Genomic DNA, 23,085 nt, shown 5'->3' with positions numbered 1-23,085 from the left:
ATCCTCAGGAAGCGGAAGAGGAGGAGGAGGTGGTGGTGGTGGTGGCGGGGAACCAACCCTTGGTGCGGTTGGCGAAGGCGACGAGCGAGAGCATCACCGGGACCTCGATGAGCACGCCGACCACGGTGGCCAAAGCGGCGCCCGAGGCCAGGCCGAACAAGCTGATCGCCACGGCCACGGCGAGCTCGAAGAAGTTCGACGTCCCGATCATCGCCGCCGGCGCGGCGACCTCGAAGGGGAGCTTCAGAGCCCGGGCCAGGGCGTAGGTCAGCGCGAAGATCCCGTAGCTCTGGATCAGCAGCGGCACGGCGATCAACACCACGCGACCGGGCTGGGCGACGATGGTCTCGGCCTGGAAGCCAAAGAGCAGGACCACGGTCAGCAGCAGCCCGAGCATGGACGTGGGCTTGAGCTTGCCGGCCAGGCGCTCGACGGCCTCGGGGCCGCCGGCTCGGCTGAGCCGCTTTTGAGTCAGCAAGCCGGCCGCGAGCGGGACGACCACGAAGATCACCACCGAGGCCAGCAGCGTCTCCCAGGGCACCTGGAGCTCGGTGACGCCGAGCAGCAGCCCGGCGATCGGGGCGAAGGCGAACACCAAGATGATGTCGTTGATCGTGACCTGGACCAGGGTGTAGTTGGCGTCGCCCTCGGTCAGGTGACTCCACACGAACACCATGGCGGTGCAGGGCGCCACGCCCAGGAGGATCATCCCGGCGATGTAAGCCTGGGCGTCGGCGGCCGGGACCAGGTCGGCGAACACCTGCTCGAAGAAGAGCACGCCCAGGGCCGCCATCGAAAACGGCTTGATCAGCCAGTTGACCGCCAAGGTGAGCGCCAGGCCCTTGGGCTTCTTGCCCACGTCGCGCAGGCAAGACGGCTCGACCTTGAGCATCATCGGGTAGATCATCAGCCAGATCAGCGCGGCGACCACGAGGTTGACCCGCGCCCACTCGAGGCCGGCGACGAGCTCGAAGAGCCCCGGCGCGAGCAGGCCCAGGCCGACGCCGGCGGCGATCGCCAGGCCGACCCACAAGGACAAGTAGCGTTCGAAGATGCCCATGGTGTTTGCTCTGATACGTCTCACAAGCCAGCGACGAGGGCCTTGAGCAGCGCGACCGCGCCGGGCTCGACGCAGTAGCAGACCCGCGGCCCGTCGACCTCGCCGCGGATCAAGCCGGCCTGCTTGAGCTGCTTGAGGTGCTGGGAGACGGTCGACTGGGCGAGGGGCAGCTCGCCGACGATGTCGCCGACGATGCAGCCCTCGTGGCGCACGAGCAGGCGGATGATGGCCACGCGCGCCGGGTGAGCGATGGCCTTGGCCAGGCGCGCGAGCTGCTCGTTGGCCGCCGCCTCGTCGCGGGGGACGGGAGGCGTGGGCCGAGCCGGTGGGCAGCAGGAGGTGGACTTGGGGCGCTTCACGGGAGCTGAGTTTGACCGTCCATCGTCGATTTACGATTGGCACTCGAAAAGGTCAAGTGCCAGGCTCGAAAAGCGCCGTCGTCATGGATGCAGGATTCTGGCAACCTCGACCCGCGATGACTCGCTCCCCCCGCCTGGCCCTGGCCACCTGCGCGAACCTGCCCGACTGGGAGGTCGACGACCGCCCGCTGCACGCCGCCCTCGCGCGCCGCGGGGCCAGCGTCGAGCAGCCCTGCTGGGACGACCCCGAGGTCGACTGGGCCAGCTTCGACGCCGTCGTGATCCGCACGACCTGGGACTATCAGCACCGCTGCCAGGATTTCGTGCGCTGGGCCGAGGCCGTGGAGGCGCGCACCAGGCTGTTCAACCCCGCGGCGGTCGTGGCCTGGAACACCGACAAGCGCTACCTGCGAGAGCTCGGTGAGCGCGGGGTCGCGCTCGCGCCGAGCCTGTGGCTCGAGCCCGGGGAGGCCGTGGACCTGCGCGCGGCCGTGGCCGACTTCGCCAGCGAGCGGGCCTTCTTCAAGCCCGTGGTGGGCGCGAGCGCGGTCGGGACGCGGCGCTTTTCGACCACCGACGCCGACGAGCTCGCCGCGGCCGCGGCCGACCTCGACGCGCACCTGGCCGCGGGCGAGGCGATGATCCTCCAGCCCTACCTGGCCTCGGTCGAGGACCAGGGCGAGCTCTCGGTGCTCGTCTACGACGGCGAGCCCTGCTACGGCGTGCGCAAGATCCCCGTGCCCGGGGACTACCGCGTGCAGGACGACTACGGGGCCAGCGACGAGCCCTGGCAGCCAGACGAGGCCGCCCGCGAGCTCGTCGCGCGCAGCCTCGCCGCCCTCGGCCAGCGCATCCGCGAGCTCGGCGGTCGAGATGAAGCGCTGCTCTACGCCCGCGTCGACATGCTCCGGGATCACGAGGGCGCGCTGGTCCTCAACGAGCTCGAGCTCGTCGAGCCCTCGCTCTTCTTTCGCCATGATCCGCGCGCGGGCGAGGGCTTCGCCGACGCGCTCTTGCGTCGGCTCTAGACTGCGGGCTCTTGTCGGCGTCCGATCGGCGTCCGATGGCGGGGCCGCGAGGCGGGCTCGGCCGTCGGCGCTGCGTCGCGTTCGATGGCGACGCAGCGCCCGGGCGTCTCGGCCCCGGATGGATTGGCCCGGCGAGATTGGGCCGGCGAGATTGGAGGATCGGGTCCGCCCCTGGGATGGGGCCGTTCGCTGGGGTCCGGCGTCACGCCTCGTCACCAGACCAGGCTGTGCGCCGGTGAATTTCGCCGTTTAGAGCGGTCTTTGTGCGCCGGTGACGAACGGTGACGGCACGGATCCGCGTGATCCAGCCGTGACCCTCGCGTCCCTGACCGTCAAGCAGGTGGGCGCCCATGCTGGTCGTGCGTCGGGGCCAACGCGGCCCGGCGAAGACTTCCCCACCTCCTCTCGACCCTCAGTTCAGGACCAGGACGCGACATGGCTACCAAGCTCGGACGCAAGCAGCTCCCCCCCGGCCACAAGGCCGACGACTTCAAGTACATCGGCCGCCCGGCCAAGGACCAGGGCGACTTCGACGAAGAGGTCGGCATCGCCGACATGGCCTCGGTCAACCAGTTCGAGAACCGCAACAGCTCGAAGTACTACCACGCTGGCGTCCTGCAGTCGCAAGGCAAGTGGTTCCTCTACACCGAGTGGGGGCGGATCAGCGGCGGCAAGAGCTGGTCGAGTGGCGCGCCCAAGTCCGGGATGGACTTCATGTTCACCGCCTGCACGAGCGAGGCCGAGGCCCGCGCGCTGTTCCGCAAGCAGTGCCGCTCGAAGAACGTCTCGCGCCTGACCCAGCAAGAGGTCGGCGGCAAGACGATCTGGGCGGCCAAGGTCGACAGCAAGGGCAAGGCCAAGGACGCCTACATCGTCCAGGGCCTCGCGACCCGCGAGCGCGGCCTGCCCGACGCCTACTCGATCAAGGACGACAGCGGCCTCGAAGACAAAAAAGCGGCGGCCGCCGCCAAGAAGAAGGCGGCCAAGAAGACGGCCAGCAAGCGCAAGCCCAAGCCCGGCAAGAACTACCAGCCCCAGGTGCTCGCCCTCGCCAACGACCTCGTCGGTGGCACCCGCGAGTACGCCCGCGCGGCCTCGGCCGCCACGGGGATCATCCCGACGATGAAGTCGATCACCGAGGTCCGCGACGAGCTGCTGCCCCTGGCCATGGAGCGGATCGCCGACATCAGCAAGCGAAACCCCCAGCGCAAGCGCGAGAGCCAGGACAGCTGGGAGCAGCGCCTGCTCGGTGAGCAGCTCGAGGACGACAAGCTGATCGCGCTGTCGAAGCTCGTCGCCGCCCTGGTCCCGCGGGTCATCCCCCTGCGCGGCTCCTCCCGCCAGCGCGCCGTGGCCACGATCTTGTCCTCGGCCAACGTGCTGGCGATCCAAAACGACCTCGACGCCTTCGCCAGCGCCCTGTCCAACGAGGACTTCAGCCTGGCCGAGGACGAGTCCGAGCGCGAGGTCATCGACCCCGGCAAGCTGCTCAACGCCGAGCTCACGTGGATCGACCCGAGCTCGACCAAGGGTAAGTGGCTGGCCGCGGTCTACGGCGCGATGAGCAACAACCGCCACAGCTACATGCGCGGCAAGCTGGTCATCAAGAACATCTTCGAGGTCCGTCGCCCCGACCGCGACGAGAAGTTCGTCGCGGCCGTCGAGACCGTCGCCAAGTCGCGCAAGGGCAAGTACGCCGAGACCGCGCGGCTCCAGCCCAGCAAGCGCTCGGACCTCGTCGACATCTCCGACTACGCCCGCCAGGCCAACGTGTTCCTGGGCATCCACGGGACCCGGGCCGTCAACATCCACCCGATCCTCGCCTCCAACCTCCGGCTCCCGCGCTCGCTGCCCGGCGCCCAGATCACCGGCGCTGCCTTTGGCCACGGGATCTACTTTGCGACCGACTGGCGCAAGTCCTACGGCTACACCGGCCACGGCAACAGCTACTGGTGCTCCGGCGGCAACATCCGCAACCGCGGGTTCTTCATGTTCCTCAACGACGTGATCATGGGCGACGCCTACATGACGCGCTCGTGCGGGAGCTGGTCCGCGCCGCCCAGCGGCAAGGACTCCGTCGCGGCCTACGACAAGTACGTGTCGAGCCTGGCCAACGACGAGCACATCATCTTCAACCCCAACTATCAGCGCATCCGCTACCTCGTCGAGGGTGAGATCAAATAGCGACTCGCAGGCTCAGGACACACAGATTCACCGATTCACTGATTCGCCGATTCACGAATTTCGACAGGACGAGACCATGACCACCACCACCGCCGCCGCCACCAAGACCACCTCCGACGACCAGCCCAGCATCGCCAACGACCGCACCTGGCAAGACGCCGTGTGCACCCTCGTCGACCACTTCGTGCGCACCGAGGCCTGCTTCTCGTCGGGCGAGCTCGCCAAGCTGCTGCGAGAGCAGCGCGTGGACTTCCGCTTCGCCGTGGCCGAGCTCGGCGAGTTCGTCAAAGACCTCTTTCACGAGGGCGCGATCGAGTACCGCGACGACTACGGCCGGGTCAGCCCCGCCGTGCAGGTGCCCCGGCGGACCACCGGCCGCAGCCGCACCCCCGCGGGCACCGAGGTGTTCGTCTACGCGCCCACGCCCGCGCTGGGGGCCAGCCACGACTTCGAGGTCGAGATCCCTCGCCCCGGGTTCACGCCCACCGCCCTCGAGCGCCAGCGCTTCGCCGCCGCCGTGGCCCAGGCCAACGCGCCGATGGTCGCCAGCGTCCACGGCGACGGCCGCCTGTGCATCCCTCGGCGCGCCTTCGAGGACCTCTCGCACGCGACCGGCGTGTCGATCAAGGGCGGCGACACGGTCTACGTCGAGGTCGACGACAGCGGCGACGCGCTGCGCGTCTACCTCGAGTCGCGGGCCGGCTGCAGCGCGCACGCGCTCTCGCCCGAGCGCGGGCGGGTGCGCTTCTCGGCGCCGGCGAACCTGAAGGCCTTCGCGGCGGGGGCGAGCTACGCGATCGTCGTCGACGGGGACGCGCTGCGCATCGCGCTGGGCTGAGCGAGGCTGGGCCGGGTTCGGTGATGCCTCGCCCGAGGGCGCGGAGCCGCGAAGGCCCGCGCCTTTTTGCGTTGCTCGAGTGCCTGCCGTAGCCCAAGTAGGCCATGTTCTAGACAGATGTCCAATCACGGTCTTGGTCACTGGAGGTCAGCGGCCTCGGACAAATATGATCGGCGAACCGTTGTTTCATGGTGAATGACCCGCATCTGGCGAACTCTGAGACAGCAAACACCCAGCGTAGGAAGACACTGTCTAGTCGATGCTCGAGCGCGAAGGACTCCAAGTCACGAGCCTGGAAGATGAAGCAACGCACGCCCTCGACTCGAGAGACGCCGCGGGCACGGAGGAAATTGCGCTCCATGGAGAGCACACGCTGGAGATTCGACGTAGCGCGGAGCAAGATCTGCTCGAGGTGACAGGACCCACCGGTGTCGCTGGGCTGTGCATCTCGATCGACGCGGAGGGGATATCCCTTCAGGTTACCGGTACAAAGGTGACGCTGGCGACCAGGGGCGCCCTCGCGATTCGCGCTGATGAGCTGGCGCTCCACGGGAACCGCGGCGTGACGATCACGAGCGACGCGGATGCGAGCTTTCGAGCGGCCGGAGATATCCACACCGAAGGTAGAATCCAGACGATTCGGGCGCGCCTGGGCAACGTCAACGTAGAGGCTAACGATGACGTCAAGCTCGAGGGAGAGCGGATCAAGCTCAACGCATAGTTGAGGTGTCTCGATGAACGAGGGCTCCATATGCGATTGGATAATCATACCCCTTACCCCGCCGGCCTCGCCCGGATGCTGTACAGAAAAGACCGGGTCGCCGCTGCTGCGCTCGTGCGTGTGACCTATGACCTGAATGGCGAAGAGCTGGTTCCAAGCGACACACAGCCCTGGCTCGTCTCCAACGAGCCGTGGGAGGGGCCACAGGGGGCCATGGCGAGCGACCTCGTGTTCTATCGGGGAGGGGTCGACGTGTTCTTGTTTGCGAACGCGGTGCCCGAAGGTGGCAGACCGACGACTCAGATGGAAGTCGCCGTGCACATCGGTGAGCAGTTCAGCCGTCGCGTCTGGGTGTTCGGGCCCAGGGTTTGGCAGCGTCGTCCGGGAGGCCTCGAGGCGACAGCGCCTCGCCCCTTCTCGTCGATGCCGCTGGAACTGGGGCAAGCTTATGGGGGGGAGGACGACTGGGACGGTCTGACCGTTCCATACGTGGAGAACCCGGAGGGACGAGGCTTTTATCTCTCGGAGGACAGCGCGGTCGCGCGGCCTTTGCCACATATCGAAGACCCGGAGCACTTGATCGAGAAGTGGGACGAGCGGCCTTCGCCGGTAGGGCTCGTGCCGATGCCGCTGAGCTCCCCCCTTCGCGCCAAAACGGGGGTGGCGCAGTTCGAAGGCGGCCGTGTCGAGATCAAGCCACGCTTCTTCAACGCAGCCTTCCCAGAGATGGTCGCCAGTCATGTCGACCCCGGAGATCTCGTCATGATCTCGGGGGTCTCGGCTTCGGGGCCGCTTCGTCTGCGGCTGCCCTATCACCGACTTTGTGTGCGCCTGCGCTTCGGCACAGAGGTCTATGAGCATCCACTAGCAATCGACCAGGTTGGATTCGAGGTGGAGGCGCGCAGGGTGTTCATCGCCTATCGCTTTCCCTTTCGGTACGTGTTGCATGAGCTCCAGGAGCGCTCTTGCGAACTGTTTGAAGGTGCTCCTGCTGCCGAGAGTGAGGTCTGCTCGTGATCTGCTGTGCGATCGCCAACTACCACCCGATGATTGGTGTCGACCTTCATAACGGCTATCCCTTGCTGGTTCCTGTGCCTTTGGTCCCCCTTGCTCCGCACCTGGTGTTTGCCATGGTTCGCTTTGGTCCGTGGTGGATGGCCAGCAGTCAGGAAAACCTCGATATCAAGATGCCGCCAGGCAACGCGATGGCCAAGGTGTTTGATATTGGTATGTTTGTCCCGCACATAACCTTTCCGGCCATGAATCATGTTGTTCATATGCTGATCAACACGCTTGGCAGCAGTTCGCAGGGGCATTTTGGGGTGTCGAGTGTGCAAACGCCAAAGGGGCCGCTGGCGGTGGCTCTGGCGCTCATCGTGAATCCTCAACTCGAATGTGGAGATCCATGTCCTCTGCCCACAGGGTTTGTCATCGCTCCCAATACCGTCATTGCAGGGATGACGCTCGGCGATTTTCTCGCAGGGGTGTTTTCAATGGCGATCACGAGTGCCGTTCAGTTCGCTTGCAGTAAAGTGGTGGACCTTTTGTATGATTTTGGACCGTCGCTCGTTAGTAAAGCGGGGAAGTGGGTGGGAGAACGTGCTGGTCGTTCGTTCGCGCAAGTTGGTGGTCATGTGAGCAGTGGAGTTGGGAAAGTTTTGGGAGCGATAGGCCGGGAGTTCGGAGACCTCGGCGAGATGATCTGTGAAGGTCTCGTTCGTACTGTTCGCCCTGAGATCTTGCTCCCGATCGTTCTTACCGCGGAGGTGTTGAAAAAAGTCGTCTCACGGTCGTTGCTCTTCTCATCTCGGGCTGTTGCTAGTGCTGTCAGGGGAGTTCTCAGTGATGTGGTAACTCCACTTGTTGGCCGCGTTGTCGCTCCAATTATCAGTGACGCAGCCAAACCAGTTCTGAACGAGATTGGTAAACTCGTGTTGGGTTGGATCACTGGATCTCCCATGGGGTATGCGTTCGGTTTTTCTGTGTATAATAAGGCTGTGTCCCTTACTGACAGTATGGCTGGGCTTCCAGCTGGGAGTAATCCCATTCAGTCGTTTTCGGAGTGGGCAGGGCATGGTCTTGCCGATATGCTGGAGGGGAACGCGGGGCAAGAGATTCATGACTACTTCGAGGATCCCTTTTGCTCTCCTGTGTACCCCTTGGAGACTCCTGTGACCGTCGTGTAGTGCGGGTGAGAGGGATTTTCATGATTGAAGAAAGTTGTAGATCTGGTGCTGTCTGTCAGCTCTCTGCAGAAGGTGACGGGGAATGGCTGCTTTGTGTCATTGCAAAGCGGACATACCTCATCACTTCGGGTGGTGAGTGCGTGCCGGACGATGAGCAAGTACCTCTCGTGCTGGAGCCCGTCAGGAGTCCAGAGGACCGCAACATGCTCGTCCGAGACATCGAGCTCATCCCTCTCAAGCCCAGAACGGACGTCGTGCTGCATGGCCACGCCTACACCGGCGGAGACCCGTGCGCAGCGCTCGAGGTGAGCCTGAGGGTTGGGCGCCATGAAAAGCGGGTTCTCGTGCTGGGTGACCGCCACTGCGCGCTCTCCTCGACAGGGAGGATCTTGATCTCGGAGCCCGAGCTCTTCGAGGCGATGCCGTTGACCTTTGCGCGGGCCTATGGGGGTCGTGATTGCGGCGCGGAGGAGGTGCATGGAAATCCCTTTGCCGTCTTCGAGCGCTACTTGGAAGGGACGAGTATCAGAGCGTCAAATCAGAGCCCTTACCTCTATCCGCGTAACCCTTGTGGAAAGGGCTATCTCATGGAGGCCAAGAGCGGGGCGGTCGAGCGCTGTGAGATGCCGAACATCGAGGACCCCTTTGACCGGCTCACGCCCGAGAGGATGCTCGTCGGTGACCCGGAGCGCTGGGTGGAGATGCCGCTTCCGCAGAGCTATGGGTGGGTGAACTGGGGATGGTTTCCTCGAGCCGCCTTTGCGGGCATCCAGCAGGTATTCGACAAACAACGACTGTCATCGATGCCGGAGATCGAGCGTGGGCTGCTGTCGAGGGAGCTTCTGAAGGTAGAGAGACAAGAGGACCTCGCGATCGAGAGCTTGCGACGCTTTGGAAATGGCGCATCTCTCGATATGCAGCTCCCCCACCTCGTGGGCGGCGAGGAGGTGGAACTCAGCCACCTGCACCCGATCGAGCGACGGCTTCGCTTCGCCATACCCGCTCCCCCACGAAGGATGTGCATCGATGGTCGAGAGGGAAAGCTGATCCCAACCCGCCCGGTGCTACACACCGTCTCGATCGAGCCGGACATCTCGCGCTTGACGCTGACTTGGCGGGGCAGCGGCCATGCCCGTCGCCCCTATACGCCCGTCGAGCTCGCGTCGATGCCCCTGCTCGTCGAGTGGTGAGCTGCGGGTCTCAATTCCAAGCTCTTCGCCAAGCCTGAGCCCAGATCGAGTAAGAACCATGCCAATCTCGCCAGTCGAATACACCTTCACGGCCGCCGACGGTCCCATGATCGCGTGGCAGGTCCGCAGCTTGGACGCCTACGAGGCCCTGTCCGAGCCCTATCAGATCACGCTGGTCCTGGTCTCCACCGACCTGGCCGCCGACGCCGAGCAGCTCCTGGGTTGCAGCTGTGAGCTCAGGATGGACCGCCAGGCGGTGGTTCGGACGCTGCGTGGTGTGGTGCGTTCGGTCGAGTTTCTGGGCGTGGACGCGAGTCGGCTGCACGTCCGCCTGGAGCTCGTCCCAGCCTTGCGCTTGCTCGAAGATCGCGTCGATACCCGGCTGTGGCAGGGCGCGTCGGTGCCGGATGTGGTCGCGGAGGTCCTCGGGGCGGCGCTGGGGGACTACGAGCGCAGCGTCGACCTCGGCGGCCTGACGCGCAGCTACGCGCCGCGGGTGACCATCGTCCAATATCACGAGAGCGACCTCGCCTTCGTCAGCCGGCTACTCGAGGAGGAGGGGATCAGCTACCGCTTCGACCACGAGCAGGGCGAGGCCGAGCTGATGCTGCTCGAGGACAGCAACGCCGGGGTCGAGGAGGTGGTGACGATCAACGACAGCGCGGTGCTGTTGCTCGACGCGAGTCAGCCGGAGCTGGCCGAGTTCGAGACCTTGCAGCAGATCGAGCTGCTCCGCGAGCTGACGCCGACGGCGGCCTATCAGCGGGTCTTCGACTGGTCGACGCCCACGTCGGCGCTCGAGGCCGTGGCGCCCGCGGGGGGAGAGCCGGACGACGACGAATTTGGGCGCAGACGCGAGCTCTACCACCATGGCCGCTTCGTCGAGGGGGATCCGGGGCCGAGGACCTTGCGCAAGCTCGGGCGCCGGCAGCAGCTGGGCAGACGGGTCGGCGGGGTGTCCAACGTGATCGGGCTCGAGCCGGGGCGGCGCTTCTCGGCCTTCGATGCCGAGCGTCCGGAGCTCTCGGCGGAGTATCTGATCCGGCGGGTGATCCACGCGGGGGACTGCCCCGAGGTGGTCCTGCAGCAGCCGGGCGGTCAGCCGCGCTATCAAAACCGCTTCGAGTGCCTGATCTACGCGGCCGGCAAGCCCTACCTGCCCGAGAAGCGGACGCCGCGGCCGCGGGTTCACGGGCCGCAGACGGCGATCGTCACCGGGCCCGCGGGCGAGGAGATCCACACCGACGAGTACGGGCGCGTGAAGGTCCGCTTCGACTGGGACCGGCAAAATGGACTCAGCGACGACACCTCGATGTGGACGCGGGTCGCCCACAATTGGGCGGGGCCCGGCTTTGGCACCTTCTTCGTGCCGCGCATCGGCATGGAGGTGGTCGTCGAGTTCCTCGAGGGTCGGCCGGACCAGCCCATGGTGGTCGGCTGCGTCTACAACGGCGACAACGCGATCAGCGTGGGCGTGCCGGCGAACAAGACCCAGAGCACGCTGAGGACCAACAGCTCACCGGGAGGCGGGGGCTACAACGAGCTGCGCTTCGAGGACGCGGCCGGCAGCGAGGAGGTCTTCATCCACGCGCAAAAAGACTTCAACGAGGTCGTCGAGCACTGCCACTCGACCCTGGTCAAGGTCGACCAGAGCAACACCGTGGGCGTGAACCAGACTCAGATGATCGGCGCGAACCAGACCCAGACGATCGGCGTGAACCAGACCGAGTCGGTGGGTGCGTGTCAGACGATGAGCGTGGGGGCGACCCGCACGAAGACCGTGGGCGCGGACGAGATGAACATCTTGAAGGCCAACCGCACGACCATGGTGGCCGCCAACGAGACGGAGGTGGTCCAGGGCCGGACCTCGGTGACCTCGGTCGGCTTCCACAGCGTGAGCAGCCTGTCGAGCTTCTCCCACTCGGTGATCGGCAAGAGCAGCCTGACGGTGACCGCGGGCGAGACCGGCTCGGGCGAGATTGCGATCTGCGCCGACGACAAGTACGAGCTCGACGCGGTCAACCGGATCGCGCTCGTTCAAGGCTCGGGCGCGAGCTCCTTCATCATGGAGGGCGGAGATGTCTCGTTTTACGCGAACGGGGCGTTCAGCTGCTTGGCCGACGGAGATCTGAGCTTGAGCTCCGGGAACGTGCTGAGCGTGAGCGGGGCGACCCGGGTGGTGCTCAACCAAGGCGGCGCGAGCATCGACATGATCTGCGACGTGGTCACGATCACGGCGTCGGAGGTGAGGCTGGTCGCAGGCGGCAGCTCCGTCGCCGTGATGCCGGGCCTCGTCGAGGTGGTCTCGCCGGGGCCGGTCTCGGTCAGGGGCTCGGTCATCAAGCTCAACTGCTGAGCCCGCTGAGCCGGCTACCACATCTTGATCATGAACAGCGAGTCGACCAGCCCCATGGAGTCGCGCTCGCGCTCGATCGCGCGGACCTGGCTGTCGACCTGCGTCCCGCGTAGCTGGGCCATGCGCTCCTCGTGCCTCGACGCGCGCGCGCGCTCGAGGCCGCCGTCGCGGACCCACTCGAGGATCTGCGTCAGCTCGCCCTCGTCGAGCCACACGCCGTGCTCCTTGCAGGTGTCGATGATCACCCGGCTGTACTTGCCGTACTGGCTGCGGTTCATCAGCGCCCTGCACTCGGGGCAGGGCCGGTAGCGCACGGCGGCCTCGAGCGTGACGCCCTTGCTGATGCTGGCCCCGGCTCCGCCGGCGCTCTCGGGCTGGAGCGAGGGCAGCTCGGTGATCATCTCTTCGGCCCGGCGGATCACGTGCTCGAAGGTCTGGCGCCCGAGCCACAGGCCGGCGCAGGCGCTGCACTCGTGCAGCGAGAGGTCCGCGCCGAGCTGGCGGCTGTGCATGTGCTGGTCGCCGCCGCAGGCCGGGCAGATGTAGTCGCTGAGCTCGCCCGCGCTGCCGTCGGCGGCGAGGGCCTGGCCGCAGCTGTGGCAGAAGCGGGCGGCGTCGCTGACCCGCGAGGTGCAGTGCGGGCAGATCGAGCGCAGGTCCTGCTCGTACTTGGCGAAGCTCGAGCCGCAGTGCTCGCAGGTCGGGCCGTCGCAGCGCGGCGCGCCGCAGCCCGAGCAACGGACGACGGCGGCCTCGTGGGCGGGGGGCTGCTCGACTTTCAAGACGGCGCCGCAGTGGCACCAAAAGCGGCTGCCCATGGGGTAGGAGGAGGCGTCGTACTGACGCTGGCAGTCGGGGCATGCGACCAAGATGCGCACGCCCCGATGGTAGCAGGGCTCACTCGCAGACGCCGGCTGGCTCGCCACACTCGCCTGCGCCGGCGCAGCTGCCGCTCTCACATTGGGCGTCGAACATGCAGTCCTCGCCAGCGAGCAGGGCCCCCGGGCAGTAGGGGGTGTCGCACTCCTGGGGCAGGGCCTGGCGGCGCTCGTAGTGCGAGGGGTTGATGACCACGCCCTCGAGGTTCATCTCGGGCAGGTCGGGGATCATCCCGCTGCGCTCACCCTCGGCGCGCTCCCACATGCGCACGAAGTCGTCGGCCGAGCGACGCAGCGGCTCGACGTCGGTGCCGAGCAGCTCGAGGTCGTCGAGCAGGTCGCCGAGCATGTCCATGCGGCCCAGGCCGATCTCGTCGAACTCGGTGCCGAGCTGGAGGCCCTCGGCGCGCTCGTCGCGAGCTTGGCACTGCGCCTCTTCGGTGAACGAGGCCGAGCAGGCCTGATCGCCGAAGCGCGGCCGGGTCTGCTGGATGAAGCCGTTGAGGTCCGAGCCCGTGCCGATGCTGACCCCGAGGCCGAGGCGGCCGTAGTCGTAGGCCTGGGCGAAGGACCGGCTCGAGCCGTGACAGCTGTTGTCGATGGCCGAGGGCGTGTAGTCGTTGACCTCTTCGTGGGCGGTGCGCAGGCCGATCATCCCGCCGGTCTCGCGGACCGTCTGCACGACCCACGAGGGCGTGGTCTTCTCCTGCTTGGCCTTGGCCGGGAGCATGATCTCGCGGAAGTGGGCGTGGGACAGGTAGAGCGGGTAGTAGTCGTTGTCGACGGCGATCTCGTAGACGTCGCCGACGAGCTGCTCGGACATGTGCGCCATGTCGATGAGCATGCCGCGGGCGATCATCTCTTCGACGAGCTCGCGGCCCTCGCTGGTCAGGCCCAAGGTGTTGCGGCAGTCGGCGTCGACGTCGAAGCCCAAGGTCAGGTCCTGGGTGGTCAGGCCGCAGTCGCTGTCGACGCGGCAGTTCTCGGCGAAGCCGGCGATCTGGAAGATCTCGTTGTGCGGGGCGGCGCCGCCGAAGCGGTTGTCGAGCTGGTGGACGAGCTGCAAGGTGCGCACGCCGAGGCCGTAGACCTCGTCGAGGGCCTCGCGCCAGTCGTCGTCACCAAAGATGTGCGAGGCCTCGATGCTCAGCACGATCGCCAGCTTGTCCTCGCTGACGATCCGCCGCGCGTCCTCGGCGGTCAGCGCGATCTCTGCCCAGTCGTTGTTCGCGGCCAGGGCGTTGGCCTGCTCGAGCTGGACGATCACGTCGGCCATCTCGTCGCACTGCGGGCGGGTGCGGTTCTCCTCGGGCACGGCCTCGCACAGCCAGTCGAAGGACACCGCCGAGATCACGCTGACGCGCAGCCCCTCGTTGTAGGCCTGCTCGAGCCAGCCCTCCCAGGACTGCTGGTGGGCGATCACGTCCCAGCGCGGCCAGCCCTCGTAGTCCGGGTAGCCGCCGGTGCGGTCGAGGTGCGTGCCGGTGTCGCCGGAGCTGCCGGGGACCTCGGCGATCAGCTCGGCGATGCCGTGGCCGCCGAGGGTGAGGATCGCCTGGAGGTAGGGGACCTGGGCCGCGGTCTCGCTGAGCAGGTCCGGGTCGCAGCCCTCGAAGAGAAACGAGAGGTCCTCCTGGAGCTGGGCGTGGTCGCCGGAGGCCCCGCCGTCACAAAGCGCGAGCGCGACCTCGGCCGCGCCGGAGGCCGAGCCGTGGAACCATCCGCCGCCAAAGGCCTCTTCGGCGAACATGTGCAGGTGGAGGTCGGCGACGCCCGTGAGCGGGTCAGGCTCGGGCTCGCCGGTGTCGGTGTCGGTGGCGGTCTCGGTCGCGGTCGCGGTCTCGTCGACCTCGTCGTCGCTGCCTTCGTCGGCTGGGGGGGTCTGGCAGGCGAGGCAGGTCAGGGCGGCGGCGAAGGGCAGGGCGGCGAAGCGGGGGGGAGACAGCACCATGGCGAGAGTGTAGCGGCTCCGCGCGCCTCGGTGCCTCACTGCGGGACGAGGACCATCCCCGACCGCGCCGGCAAGCTCACGCTCGTCCCCGACACGCTCTGGCCGCTGAGCAGGTCCTGGTAGTCGCCGCCGGGCAGCCCGCCCGCCGAGCGCTGTGCGTCGGCGCGGTTGAGGGCCACGTAGACCACCTCGCTGCCGTAGACCATCTCGTAGGTCAGGGTGTCGGCGTCCGAGGACAGGGTGTTGCGGCTGCCGCGACGCAGGGCGATCTGCTCGCTGCGGATCGCCGTGAGCGCGGCCAGGTGGTCGCGCAGGGCCTGCTGGGCGCTGCTGTAGCCCGACCACTGCATGAAGCGGCGGTTGTCGGGATCACCGGCGCCGGCCATGCCGTACTCGTCGCCGTAGTAGACCAGCGGGGCCCCGGGGATGGTCATGATCAGCGTGAAGCCCAGGGCCACGCGCTCGAAGGGCGAGGTGTTGCCGGGCAGGCTGATGTCGCTCCACGCGAGGTCCTTGCCGTCGGTCCACGCGTCACCCCACACCGGGTTGTCCTCGGCCAGGTGGATCACCCGCGGGATGTCGTGGTTGCCGATGAAGGTGCTCATGATCCCCGCGCCGTAGTAGCCGTCGTTGCTGTCCATGAACGAGGCGAGGTCGCTCATGTTGCCCTGGCGCATGATCAAGTTGGTGGCGATCTGCATGCGCAGCGGGAAGTCGAACTGGCCGTCGAGCATGGTCGACTTGACGTAGTAGGCGATCAGGTCGCGGTCGCCGTCGAAGGTCTCGCCGACCATGTAGAAGTGCTCGCCGGTCATCGGCTCGACCTCCGCGGCCACGGCCGCGCGCATGTCGAGCAGCCAGTCGTCCTCGATGTGCTTGACCGCGTCGAGGCGGAAGCCGTCGACGCCGGTGTCGGCGATCCACTGCAAGGCGTTGTCGACGGAGAAGGCCCGGGCCTCGGCGTTTGTGAAGTCGAAGTCGGGCAGGTAGGCGGTGAACCAGCAGCGCTTGCCCTCGTCGCCGCCCCAGCCGCAGCCGTCGCCGCACACACAGTTGCCGCCCTGGCCGTTGTCGTTGGGCCAAAACCAGTCGCTGTGCTCGGCGTAGACCCCCGCGCTCTCGTGGACGTGGTTCATGGCGTAGTCGACGATCACCTTGAGGCCGGCGGCGTGGGCGAGCTCGACGAGGCTCTGGAGCTCCTCGAGGGTGCCGAAGTGCTCCTCGGTGGTCGTGAGGTCCTGCGGCCAGTAGCCGTGGTAGGCCGAGTAGTAGTGGCCGTCGGTCCCGATCCCGCTCGCGCTGGTGTTGTTGGCGGGGACCGTCAGCCACAAGGTGTTGACGCCGAGGTCGTTGAAGTAGCCCTCGTCGATCTTGGCCATGACCCCGGCCCAGTCGCCGCCTTGCCAGTCGGCCTCGCTCTCGACGCCGATCGCCGCGTCGTTGCCCGCGTCGCCGTTGTTGAAGCGGTCGACGAACACGAAGTAGATGATCGCGTCGCGCCAGTCGAAGTCGCCGATCAGCCCGGGGTCGCAGGTCCACTCCTCGCAGGTGATCCCGTCGAGCTGGGAGTTGTAGCCGCCGAAGCCGTCGTCGACCTTGTCGGGGTTGTCGGGGTCCTCGATGTAGCTCTCGCCGCCGTTGATCTCGAACTTGTAGAGCACCGCCGTGTCCCAGGGCAGGGGCACGGTCGCCGTCCACGTCCCGCCCTGGTTGCTCATGTCCACCCCGACGTCCCAGCCGGTCGAGCTGAAGTCGCCGATCACGGTCACGCTCGAGTAGCCCATATCGGTCAGGGTGAACTCGTGATCGCAGCGCTTGTTGGCGTCGTCGCACTCGACCGGCCCGGTCTCGCCGCTGGTGTCCGCCGTGTCGTCGCCCTCGTCGGTGTTCGCGCCTCCGCTGGTCGAGCTCCCGCCGTCGCCGCCCGCGTCGGGGTCGAAGGTGTCGCCCGCGGGCGGATCCCCGTACTCGTCGTCGCTGCCGAGGCTGTCGACGGGGCAGCCGGCGAGGAGCAGCGCGCCTAGAGGGAGCGTGAGGAGCAGGGGCTCGAAGGCATATTTAAAAGACACGGCGCGCTAGGGTACCGCCTGGGCCGGGTCCGCTGCCAGCCTCGCAATGGGGAGGCGCGCCTATTGGGGCGTGCAGTCGCGGACGCGGATCGCCGCGGCGATCAGCAGGCCGTCCTCGGTCTTCGCCGGGCTCAAGCTGACGTCGATGGGCACCTCGCTGCCGTCCTTGTGGCGACCAAAGAGGGTCCGGCTCGCGCCCATGCTGCGGACCTGAGGATCGCTGGCGTAGCGGGTGATGTGCTCGCGGTGTCGCGCGCGGGCGGCCTCGGGGATCAGCAGCTCGAGCGGCTGCCCGACGAGCTCGGCGCGCTCGTAGCCGAACACGGCCTCCATGCGCCCGTTGGCGTAGACGACGCGCTGCTCGCGATCCACGGCGAGCATGGCGTCGGGGGCCGCCTCGAGGATCGACATGAACACGCGCTCGCGTCGGTGGCGGGCGTCGACGTCACGCAGCGAGCAGGCGATCAGGGTGCGACCGTCCGTGCGCACCGGGCTGAGGCTGATCTCGACCCGGAAGATCGTCCCGTCTTTGTGCTGGCCCTGAAGGTCGAGGCCGCTGCCCATGGGCCGGACCGCAGGCGCGGTGGCGTAGCGGGTGACGTGCTCGTGGTGGCGGGCGCGGAGGTGCTCGGGCACGAGGATCTCCACGCCCTCGCCGAGCAGCTCCTCGCGCGAGTAGCCGAACATGCGCTCGAGGCCGCCGTTGACGAGCACGATGTTGCCGCGCTCGTCGATCACGCAGCTGGGATCCGGGGCCGACTCGACCAGGCCCTGGAACTCCTGCTCGGACTCCTTGCGCTCGCTGACGTCGCGGCCGACGAGGTAGAGGACCTGCTGGTCGGGCAAGGAGCGCGCGTACCAGTCGATCCAGCGGCGCTTGCCGGACTCGTCGTACATGCGGATCTCGAAGCCTTGGTGGGAGGTGCCCGACCAGACCGCGGCGAGGGCGAGCTCGACCATGGTGTGGTCGTCCTCGGCCACGAAGTCGAGCAGCGCCGCGCCGGACCGGGCCTGCTCGTTAGAGCCCAAGATGGTCTCCCAGGCCGCGTTGGACTGGACCAGGCGGCCGCGGCGGTCGACGAGGGCGAGCAGGTCCAAGGACAGGTCGAAGAAGCGCTCGCGCTCCTGCTCGCTGCGGGTGCGCTCGGCCAGGGCGTTGATCCACCCCTGGACCTGGGCCCCGAGCTCCGCGGCGCCGCGCTGGCGCGCGCTCGGGTCCTTGGATAGGCCGCGCATGCAGGCGGCCTCGAGGGGAGCGGGGATGTCGGAGACGTGCCGGCGGGGCGGCTGCGGTGGGTGCTCGATCACCGCGGCCATGACCGCGGCCGCGCTCTCTCCGGGGAAGGGGGGCAGGCCGGTGAGGATCTCGTAGAGGATCGCCGCGAGGCCGTAGACGTCGGTGCGCTCGTCGACGCAGCTGAGGTCGCCGCGGGCCTGCTCCGGGGCCATGTACGAGGGCGTGCCCAGGCGCTCGCCGTCCACGGTCTCGCCGGCCCGGTGGTCGTCGAAGCGCTTGCTCGCGCGCGGGCGCTCGTCCTCGTGGCCGCTGCCGAGCTGCTTGGCCAGCCCCCAGTCGAGGACCACGACCTCGCCGAAGTCTCCGAGGATCACGTTGTCGCCCTTGAGGTCGCGGTGAATGATCCGCCGGGTGTGGGCAAAGGCGATGGTGTTGCAGACGCTGACGAAGGCGCCGAGGAGCGCGAGCAGATCGCCGCCGACCATGGCGTGGCCGTTGCGGATTCGAGACGCGTGAAAGTCGATCACGACCTCGCGCAAGGTCCGACCCCGCAAAAAGCGCATCGTGTAGAAGCAATGCGAGCCGTCGGGGCTGGCGCTGTAGTCGTAGACCGGGACGATGCCGGGGTGCTCGAGCTGGCCGGTGATCTTGGCCTCACGGAAAAAGCGCGCGCGGCTGGCTTCGTGGCCCGCGCGGTCGGGTCGCAGGCGCTTGAGGGCGACCTCGCGGCCGATGATCTGGTCATAGGCGCGCCAGACCTCGCCGATGCCACCCATGGAGTGAAGGTCGCGCAGTTCGAGACGTTCGCGAACTGAAAACCCACCTTCGCGATCGGGTACAAAGCCCATGCCTCCGACGCTGGCGCCGGCGCCGAGGCTGCTCGGGGAGCTCTTGGCGTGGAGTTTGGGGATGAAGTCGGCCGGAGCGAGCATCGTCATGGTCGCCCCCTGATCCGAAGGGGTGAGCTCGCCGGTGGTGGCGCGGGCCTCCTTGGGGAGCTCGTCGTGCGAGTTGTCGACGATGGTCTGGGTTCGCTCGCGCTCGAGCAGCGCGTCCACGCGGGCGCGGCCGTCAGAGGACAGCCAGCCACGCTCCAGCAGCAGATCCGCGAGGCTACGAGCCTGATCCCCACCGGCCCACAGCGCGCAGGCGTCGGCGAATTGCTGACGATCGATGAGACCGTGTCTCAAAGCCGCCACACCAAAGTTCAGGTTGGGGTCGTTTTGGTCAGCGCGGAAGATTGTCCATCGATAGCATGTGGCGAGTCGGGACATGGCCGCAGAAGCTGCACGGGGGAGGCGCAGCGAAGGCGAATGCTCTCGCCCTATGCGACGGGCCAATTTTGGTCATGGCGAATCATTTAGAGGCTGTTTGTAAATGCATGGGGCCACGGTCGTGACGATCGCGGCCCCATGGTGCAGCTTTGCCGAAGAGCGCGCCGCTCAGCGCACGTGCCAGGTGAAGGCGTCGTAGTGATCGAGGGTCTCCGCGGCCCAGCACGCGAACTGGCAGCGGCTCGCGTCTTGACCGTCGCTGGTGTGGGTGTAGCTGAACAGGTGGCGGATGCCGTTGGTGGTGCTCGCGTCCTCGAGGCGAAAGAGCACCTCGTTGGGATCGGTGATCAGGTTGTCCTCGCCCTGGTCACAGCTGTCTTCGGCGAAGCCGTTGGCCAGGCCGAAGGTGCGGCGAGCGTCCTGGTAGCTGTTGACGCGGTCGGTCTGGCCGAGGTCCTCCGTGCCGTTGGCGACCACCGAGATCTGGTTGGGGGCGACGTGGCAGGGCTCTTCGCTGGCCAGGGAGAGGATCCAGTCCCAGGTGACCGCGCCGAGGCCGACGCGCAGGGTCTGCTCGTGGACGAGCTCGCCCTCCTCTGTCCACAGCGTGCCGAGCTTCAGCCACTCGTGGCCGGGCTGGGCGCGGTAGTAGGCCCAGGCCTCGGGGTTGACGCCCGAGAGCAGCTCGAGGTTGTGGGGGGCGATGACATCGCCATACTCGCCGGGGTCGCCCTCGAGCAGGGTCTCGTTGGAGAGCTCGCCGCCGATCGCCCCGCCGTGGTTCTTGAAGATCACCGCCCAGCCGCCGCCGTCGGTGACCATGTCGCAGTAGACCGTGAAGGGCTCGCCCTCGTAGCCCTCGGGGGAGATGACATAAAAGTCGCTGTGTAGGGTGTCGTCGACCTCGAGCAATTGCTGACAGCTGCTCGGCACGACGCAATAGTCGGTGCAGCCGTCATTGGCGAGCTCGTTGCCGTCGTCGCAGGCCTCGTCGCCGTTGAGCTCACCGTCGCCGCAGTGCGCGGCCAAGGACGCGCAGTCGGGGTTGCAGCCGCCGTAGCTGCCGTCGTTGACTCCGTCGTCGCAGACCTCGCCCGCGTCGACCTGGCCGTCTCCACACACGCCCTCGGCGCTGGTGTCGGTGTCGGTGTCGGTGTCGGTCTCGGGGCCGATGTCGTCCTCGGAGCCCGTGCTCGTGGCGTCCTCGGAGCCGGACTCACCGGACTCGGACTCGCCGGATTCGGACTCGGTCTCGGCGCTGTCGCCTTCGTCCGAGCTGGACTCGACGCCGCCGTCGTCGCCGCAGGCCGAGAGCGCGAGGCCGAGGGCCATGGTCAACGCGCCGGTGCGCGGGAGCAGGGATTCGCGGATGAATTGCATGGCCGGAATCTATGGGGGCAAAAAGCGAGGGGCAACGTCGCTGGCGGGATTTGGATGTCCCGACTTGACGACGCGTGGATCCATGCGCCGTCCATGGGCCGCAATTCGGCTTTGCGTGCTCGTATTGGGTGCCTCGCTCACTCGCGCACGAGCACCACGGCGCTGCGCGGGCCGAGCTCGAGGCTGGCCCCGGCCTCGCTCACGTCGACGATGATCGCCTCGCCGAGGGCGTCGACGTAGCGCCCGGGCGGGACCACGCCGCCGGGCAGGGCGAGCTCGACGGGGTCGCTCGCCCGCGAGAGCGCGACGACCACGACCTCGCCGTTGCTGCTGCCGCTGCCGTTGCTGTTGCTGTTGCCGTCGCCGCCTTCGGCGATGCGCGCGTAGGCGTAGCTGTCCTCGCCCACGTGCAGGGTCTCGCGCAGGCTCGAGCGCAGCGCCGGGAGCTCGCGGCGCAAGCGGCCGAGGCGGCGGGCGTGGGCGAGCAGGGCCTGGCGCGCGGGCGAGAGGCTGTCGGGGTCGGGCATGACCCGGCGGCAGTCGGGATCTCCGGCGCCGGCGAGGCCGAGCTCGTCGCCGTAGTAGAGCACCGGCATGCCGGGCAAGGTCAGCTGCAAGGTCAGCGCGAGGGCGACCCGCTCGAGGGCCTCGCCCTCCTCAGGCTGGCTGGCGGGCGCGTCCCAGGGGTCGCCGTCGCCGTCGCCGACCACGGCCGAGATGAAGCGGCTGGTGTCGTGGTTGCCGAGCATCCGCCCGAGCACTGCGCCCGAGCCCTCGAGCTCGGCGTCGGTCTGGGCGAGCAGGGCGTCGAGGGCCGTGAACCCGGCGGCCTCGCTGGCCAGGGCGTCGCGGATCGCCCACATCGTCGGGAAGTCGAACACGCTGTCGAGGCCCTGGGGCCCCAGGTAGTAGCGCAGCGCCTGCACGCCCTGGCGGCCGCCGCCCACGAAGATCTCGCCGAGCAGCAGGCGGTCGTCGCCGGGGAAGCTGGCCTGGCGCAGGGCGTCGGCGATGCGCCGCGAGGCCGCGCGCGGCATCATCGGGACCGCGTCCACGCGCACGCCGTCGACGTCGAATTCCTCCACCCACCAGCGCAGCTCCTCGACCATGAAGTTCATGGTCGCGGGGTTCTCGAGGCGCAGGTCGGGGAGGTAGCTCGCGAACCAGCAGGTCTGGATGTACTGGTCCCAGGGGCAGCTGGCCGTGCCGCACACGCAGCTTTGGGGGTGCTCGTTGAACCACCCCTCGCTGGCCTTGGCGGCGACGATCGGGTGGTCTTCGTAGACGTGGTTGGGGACGAGGTCGAGGATCACCGCGATGCCGCGGGCGTGGGCGGCCTCGATGAGCGCGCGCAGGGCCTGCTCGCCGCCGATGCGCGGATCCACGGTCCGCGAGTCGAGCACCCAGTAGCCGTGGTAGCTCTCGTAGAGCCGGCCGTCGCTGCCCTCGCGGGCCACGTCGGGGTTTTGATAGACGGGCGAGAGCCAGATCGCGCTGACGCCCAGGGCCTCGAGGGAGCCGTCTTCGATCGAGGCCTGCACGCCGTCGAGGGTCCCGCCCGCCCGCGCAGCCGTGTTCACGGGATCATCGAGCCAGGTCCCGCCGGGGCCGCGGAAGCGGTCCGTAACCACCTGATAGAGGACCGCGTCCTGCCAGCGCGGGGCGATGGGGTCGACGAAGACCGAGACCGCGGCCTCGGCTGCGCGCCCGGAGGCGTCGCGGGCCTCGACCACGAAGCGATGTCGGCCGCGCTCGAGGCCCGCGCTGCGCAGGGCGAGGGCGCCCGAGTCGGCGGCGCTGTCCTCGGGCAGCACCTCGAGGCCCGCCGCCGTGATCGAGGCCACGTCGAGGGGATCGCCGTCCTGCCCCGTGAAGAAGTGGCCACGGATCGTGAGCGTGTCACCCTCGACGAGGGCCTCGTCGATCTCGACCGCGGGGTCCTCGCAATCGGCGATTTCTGCCCGTGAGACCTCGATATCGACCTGTGAGAGGGTGCGAAAGGTGGTTAGCGGGTTGTACTCGTCGATCCGTCCGACCCCATCTTCGACGACGAGGTAGCCATACTCGCCGGGGGGAAGCTCGATGGCCGCCGCCTGCCAGCCCTCGCCGCGATCCTCCATCGCCACCCCGGGGCTCGCCCACTCGTCCCAGCTACCGACGACACGCAGGGCCTCGCCATTGCTGTGCTCGGGCTGGGCCCAGACCACCAGCCGGCAGTCTCGCGTGGGCGCACTGTCTTGCGCGCCGCCGCAGCTGCTCAGGAGCCCCGCGAGCAGCGAGCCAGGCAGGGCTTTGCGGGCGAACCGGCGAAGCGGTCGAGTCGATCGGAGCGGGGGGATCACCGAAAAGAACTATACCGAAGGTGGGGGCGGCT

At 67.7% G+C, this 23,085-nt stretch carries 16 protein-coding genes; 8 read left to right on the top strand and 8 right to left on the bottom strand.

Features of this window, described 5'->3' with window-relative positions:
- Positions 1 to 4 precede the first annotated feature (4 nt).
- The gene (gene arsB, locus G6O69_RS07625) at positions 5 to 1,060 is read right to left on the bottom strand and encodes an ACR3 family arsenite efflux transporter (protein WP_172302863.1); all 1,056 of its coding nucleotides are present in this window, start codon (positions 1,058 to 1,060) and stop codon (positions 5 to 7) included.
- Positions 1,061 to 1,080: 20 nt separating this feature from the next.
- The gene (locus G6O69_RS07620; protein ID WP_172302862.1) at positions 1,081 to 1,419 is read right to left on the bottom strand and encodes a metalloregulator ArsR/SmtB family transcription factor; all 339 of its coding nucleotides are present in this window, start codon (positions 1,417 to 1,419) and stop codon (positions 1,081 to 1,083) included.
- Between the two features lie 116 nt (positions 1,420 to 1,535).
- On the opposite strand from G6O69_RS07620, the gene G6O69_RS07615 reads away from it, so the two are divergent.
- The 8 genes from G6O69_RS07615 to tssI all read left to right on the top strand — a co-directional run bounded on the left by G6O69_RS07615 (position 1,536) and on the right by tssI (position 11,922).
- Positions 1,536 to 2,447, top strand: coding sequence for a hypothetical protein (locus G6O69_RS07615; RefSeq protein WP_172302861.1), 912 nt, complete (start codon positions 1,536 to 1,538; stop codon positions 2,445 to 2,447).
- A gap of 435 nt (positions 2,448 to 2,882) precedes the next feature.
- Positions 2,883 to 4,631: a hypothetical protein gene (locus G6O69_RS07610; protein ID WP_172302860.1), complete on the top strand. Its 1,749-nt coding sequence runs from the start codon at positions 2,883 to 2,885 to the stop codon at positions 4,629 to 4,631.
- Positions 4,632 to 4,707: 76 nt separating this feature from the next.
- Entirely contained in the window at positions 4,708 to 5,469 is a 762-nt protein-coding gene (locus G6O69_RS07605; RefSeq protein WP_172302859.1) for a hypothetical protein, read from the top strand.
- A gap of 259 nt (positions 5,470 to 5,728) precedes the next feature.
- A complete protein-coding gene (locus G6O69_RS07600; protein WP_172302858.1) occupies positions 5,729 to 6,190 on the top strand; it encodes a hypothetical protein in 462 nt (153 codons plus the stop codon).
- Between the two features lie 36 nt (positions 6,191 to 6,226).
- Entirely contained in the window at positions 6,227 to 7,207 is a 981-nt protein-coding gene (locus G6O69_RS07595; RefSeq protein ID WP_176396699.1) for a DUF2169 domain-containing protein, read from the top strand.
- Positions 7,204 to 8,376 (top strand): hypothetical protein, encoded by a 1,173-nt coding sequence (locus G6O69_RS07590; RefSeq protein WP_172302856.1) that lies wholly within the window; start codon positions 7,204 to 7,206, stop codon positions 8,374 to 8,376. Before G6O69_RS07595 ends, G6O69_RS07590 begins: the two co-directional genes overlap by 4 nt.
- 20 nt (positions 8,377 to 8,396) lie before the next feature.
- On the top strand, positions 8,397 to 9,566 hold the full coding sequence (locus tag G6O69_RS07585) for a DUF2169 domain-containing protein (protein WP_172302855.1): 1,170 nt from the start codon (positions 8,397 to 8,399) through the stop codon (positions 9,564 to 9,566).
- Between the two features lie 58 nt (positions 9,567 to 9,624).
- The gene (gene tssI / locus G6O69_RS07580; RefSeq protein ID WP_172302854.1) at positions 9,625 to 11,922 is read left to right on the top strand and encodes a type VI secretion system tip protein TssI/VgrG; all 2,298 of its coding nucleotides are present in this window, start codon (positions 9,625 to 9,627) and stop codon (positions 11,920 to 11,922) included.
- 14 nt (positions 11,923 to 11,936) lie between these two features.
- Here the strand turns inward: tssI and G6O69_RS07575 are convergent, their stop codons facing one another.
- From G6O69_RS07575 to G6O69_RS07550, 6 genes are all read right to left on the bottom strand, one after another.
- Positions 11,937 to 12,800: a zf-TFIIB domain-containing protein gene (locus tag G6O69_RS07575; RefSeq protein WP_172302853.1), complete on the bottom strand. Its 864-nt coding sequence runs from the start codon at positions 12,798 to 12,800 to the stop codon at positions 11,937 to 11,939.
- A gap of 19 nt (positions 12,801 to 12,819) precedes the next feature.
- Complete coding sequence (locus G6O69_RS07570; protein WP_172302852.1) at positions 12,820 to 14,751, bottom strand: membrane dipeptidase; 1,932 nt, start codon at positions 14,749 to 14,751, stop codon at positions 12,820 to 12,822.
- Positions 14,752 to 14,786: 35 nt separating this feature from the next.
- On the bottom strand, positions 14,787 to 16,820 hold the full coding sequence (locus G6O69_RS07565) for an alpha-amylase family glycosyl hydrolase (protein ID WP_172302851.1): 2,034 nt from the start codon (positions 16,818 to 16,820) through the stop codon (positions 14,787 to 14,789).
- 60 nt (positions 16,821 to 16,880) lie between these two features.
- Complete coding sequence (locus G6O69_RS07560; protein ID WP_172302850.1) at positions 16,881 to 19,247, bottom strand: PAS domain S-box protein; 2,367 nt, start codon at positions 19,245 to 19,247, stop codon at positions 16,881 to 16,883.
- 252 nt (positions 19,248 to 19,499) lie between these two features.
- Positions 19,500 to 20,711 carry a fibrinogen-like YCDxxxxGGGW domain-containing protein gene (locus tag G6O69_RS07555; protein ID WP_172302849.1) on the bottom strand — a complete coding sequence of 404 codons (1,212 nt, stop codon included), beginning with the start codon at positions 20,709 to 20,711 and terminating at the stop codon, positions 19,500 to 19,502.
- Between the two features lie 137 nt (positions 20,712 to 20,848).
- Positions 20,849 to 23,053 (bottom strand): alpha-amylase family glycosyl hydrolase, encoded by a 2,205-nt coding sequence (locus tag G6O69_RS07550; protein WP_172302848.1) that lies wholly within the window; start codon positions 23,051 to 23,053, stop codon positions 20,849 to 20,851.
- Positions 23,054 to 23,085: the final 32 nt, after the last annotated feature.

This window comes from Pseudenhygromyxa sp. WMMC2535 (genome assembly GCF_011083025.2).
The sequence above is the reverse complement of the archived record's forward strand: the minus strand, read 5'-3'. Positions and strand labels throughout refer to the sequence as shown.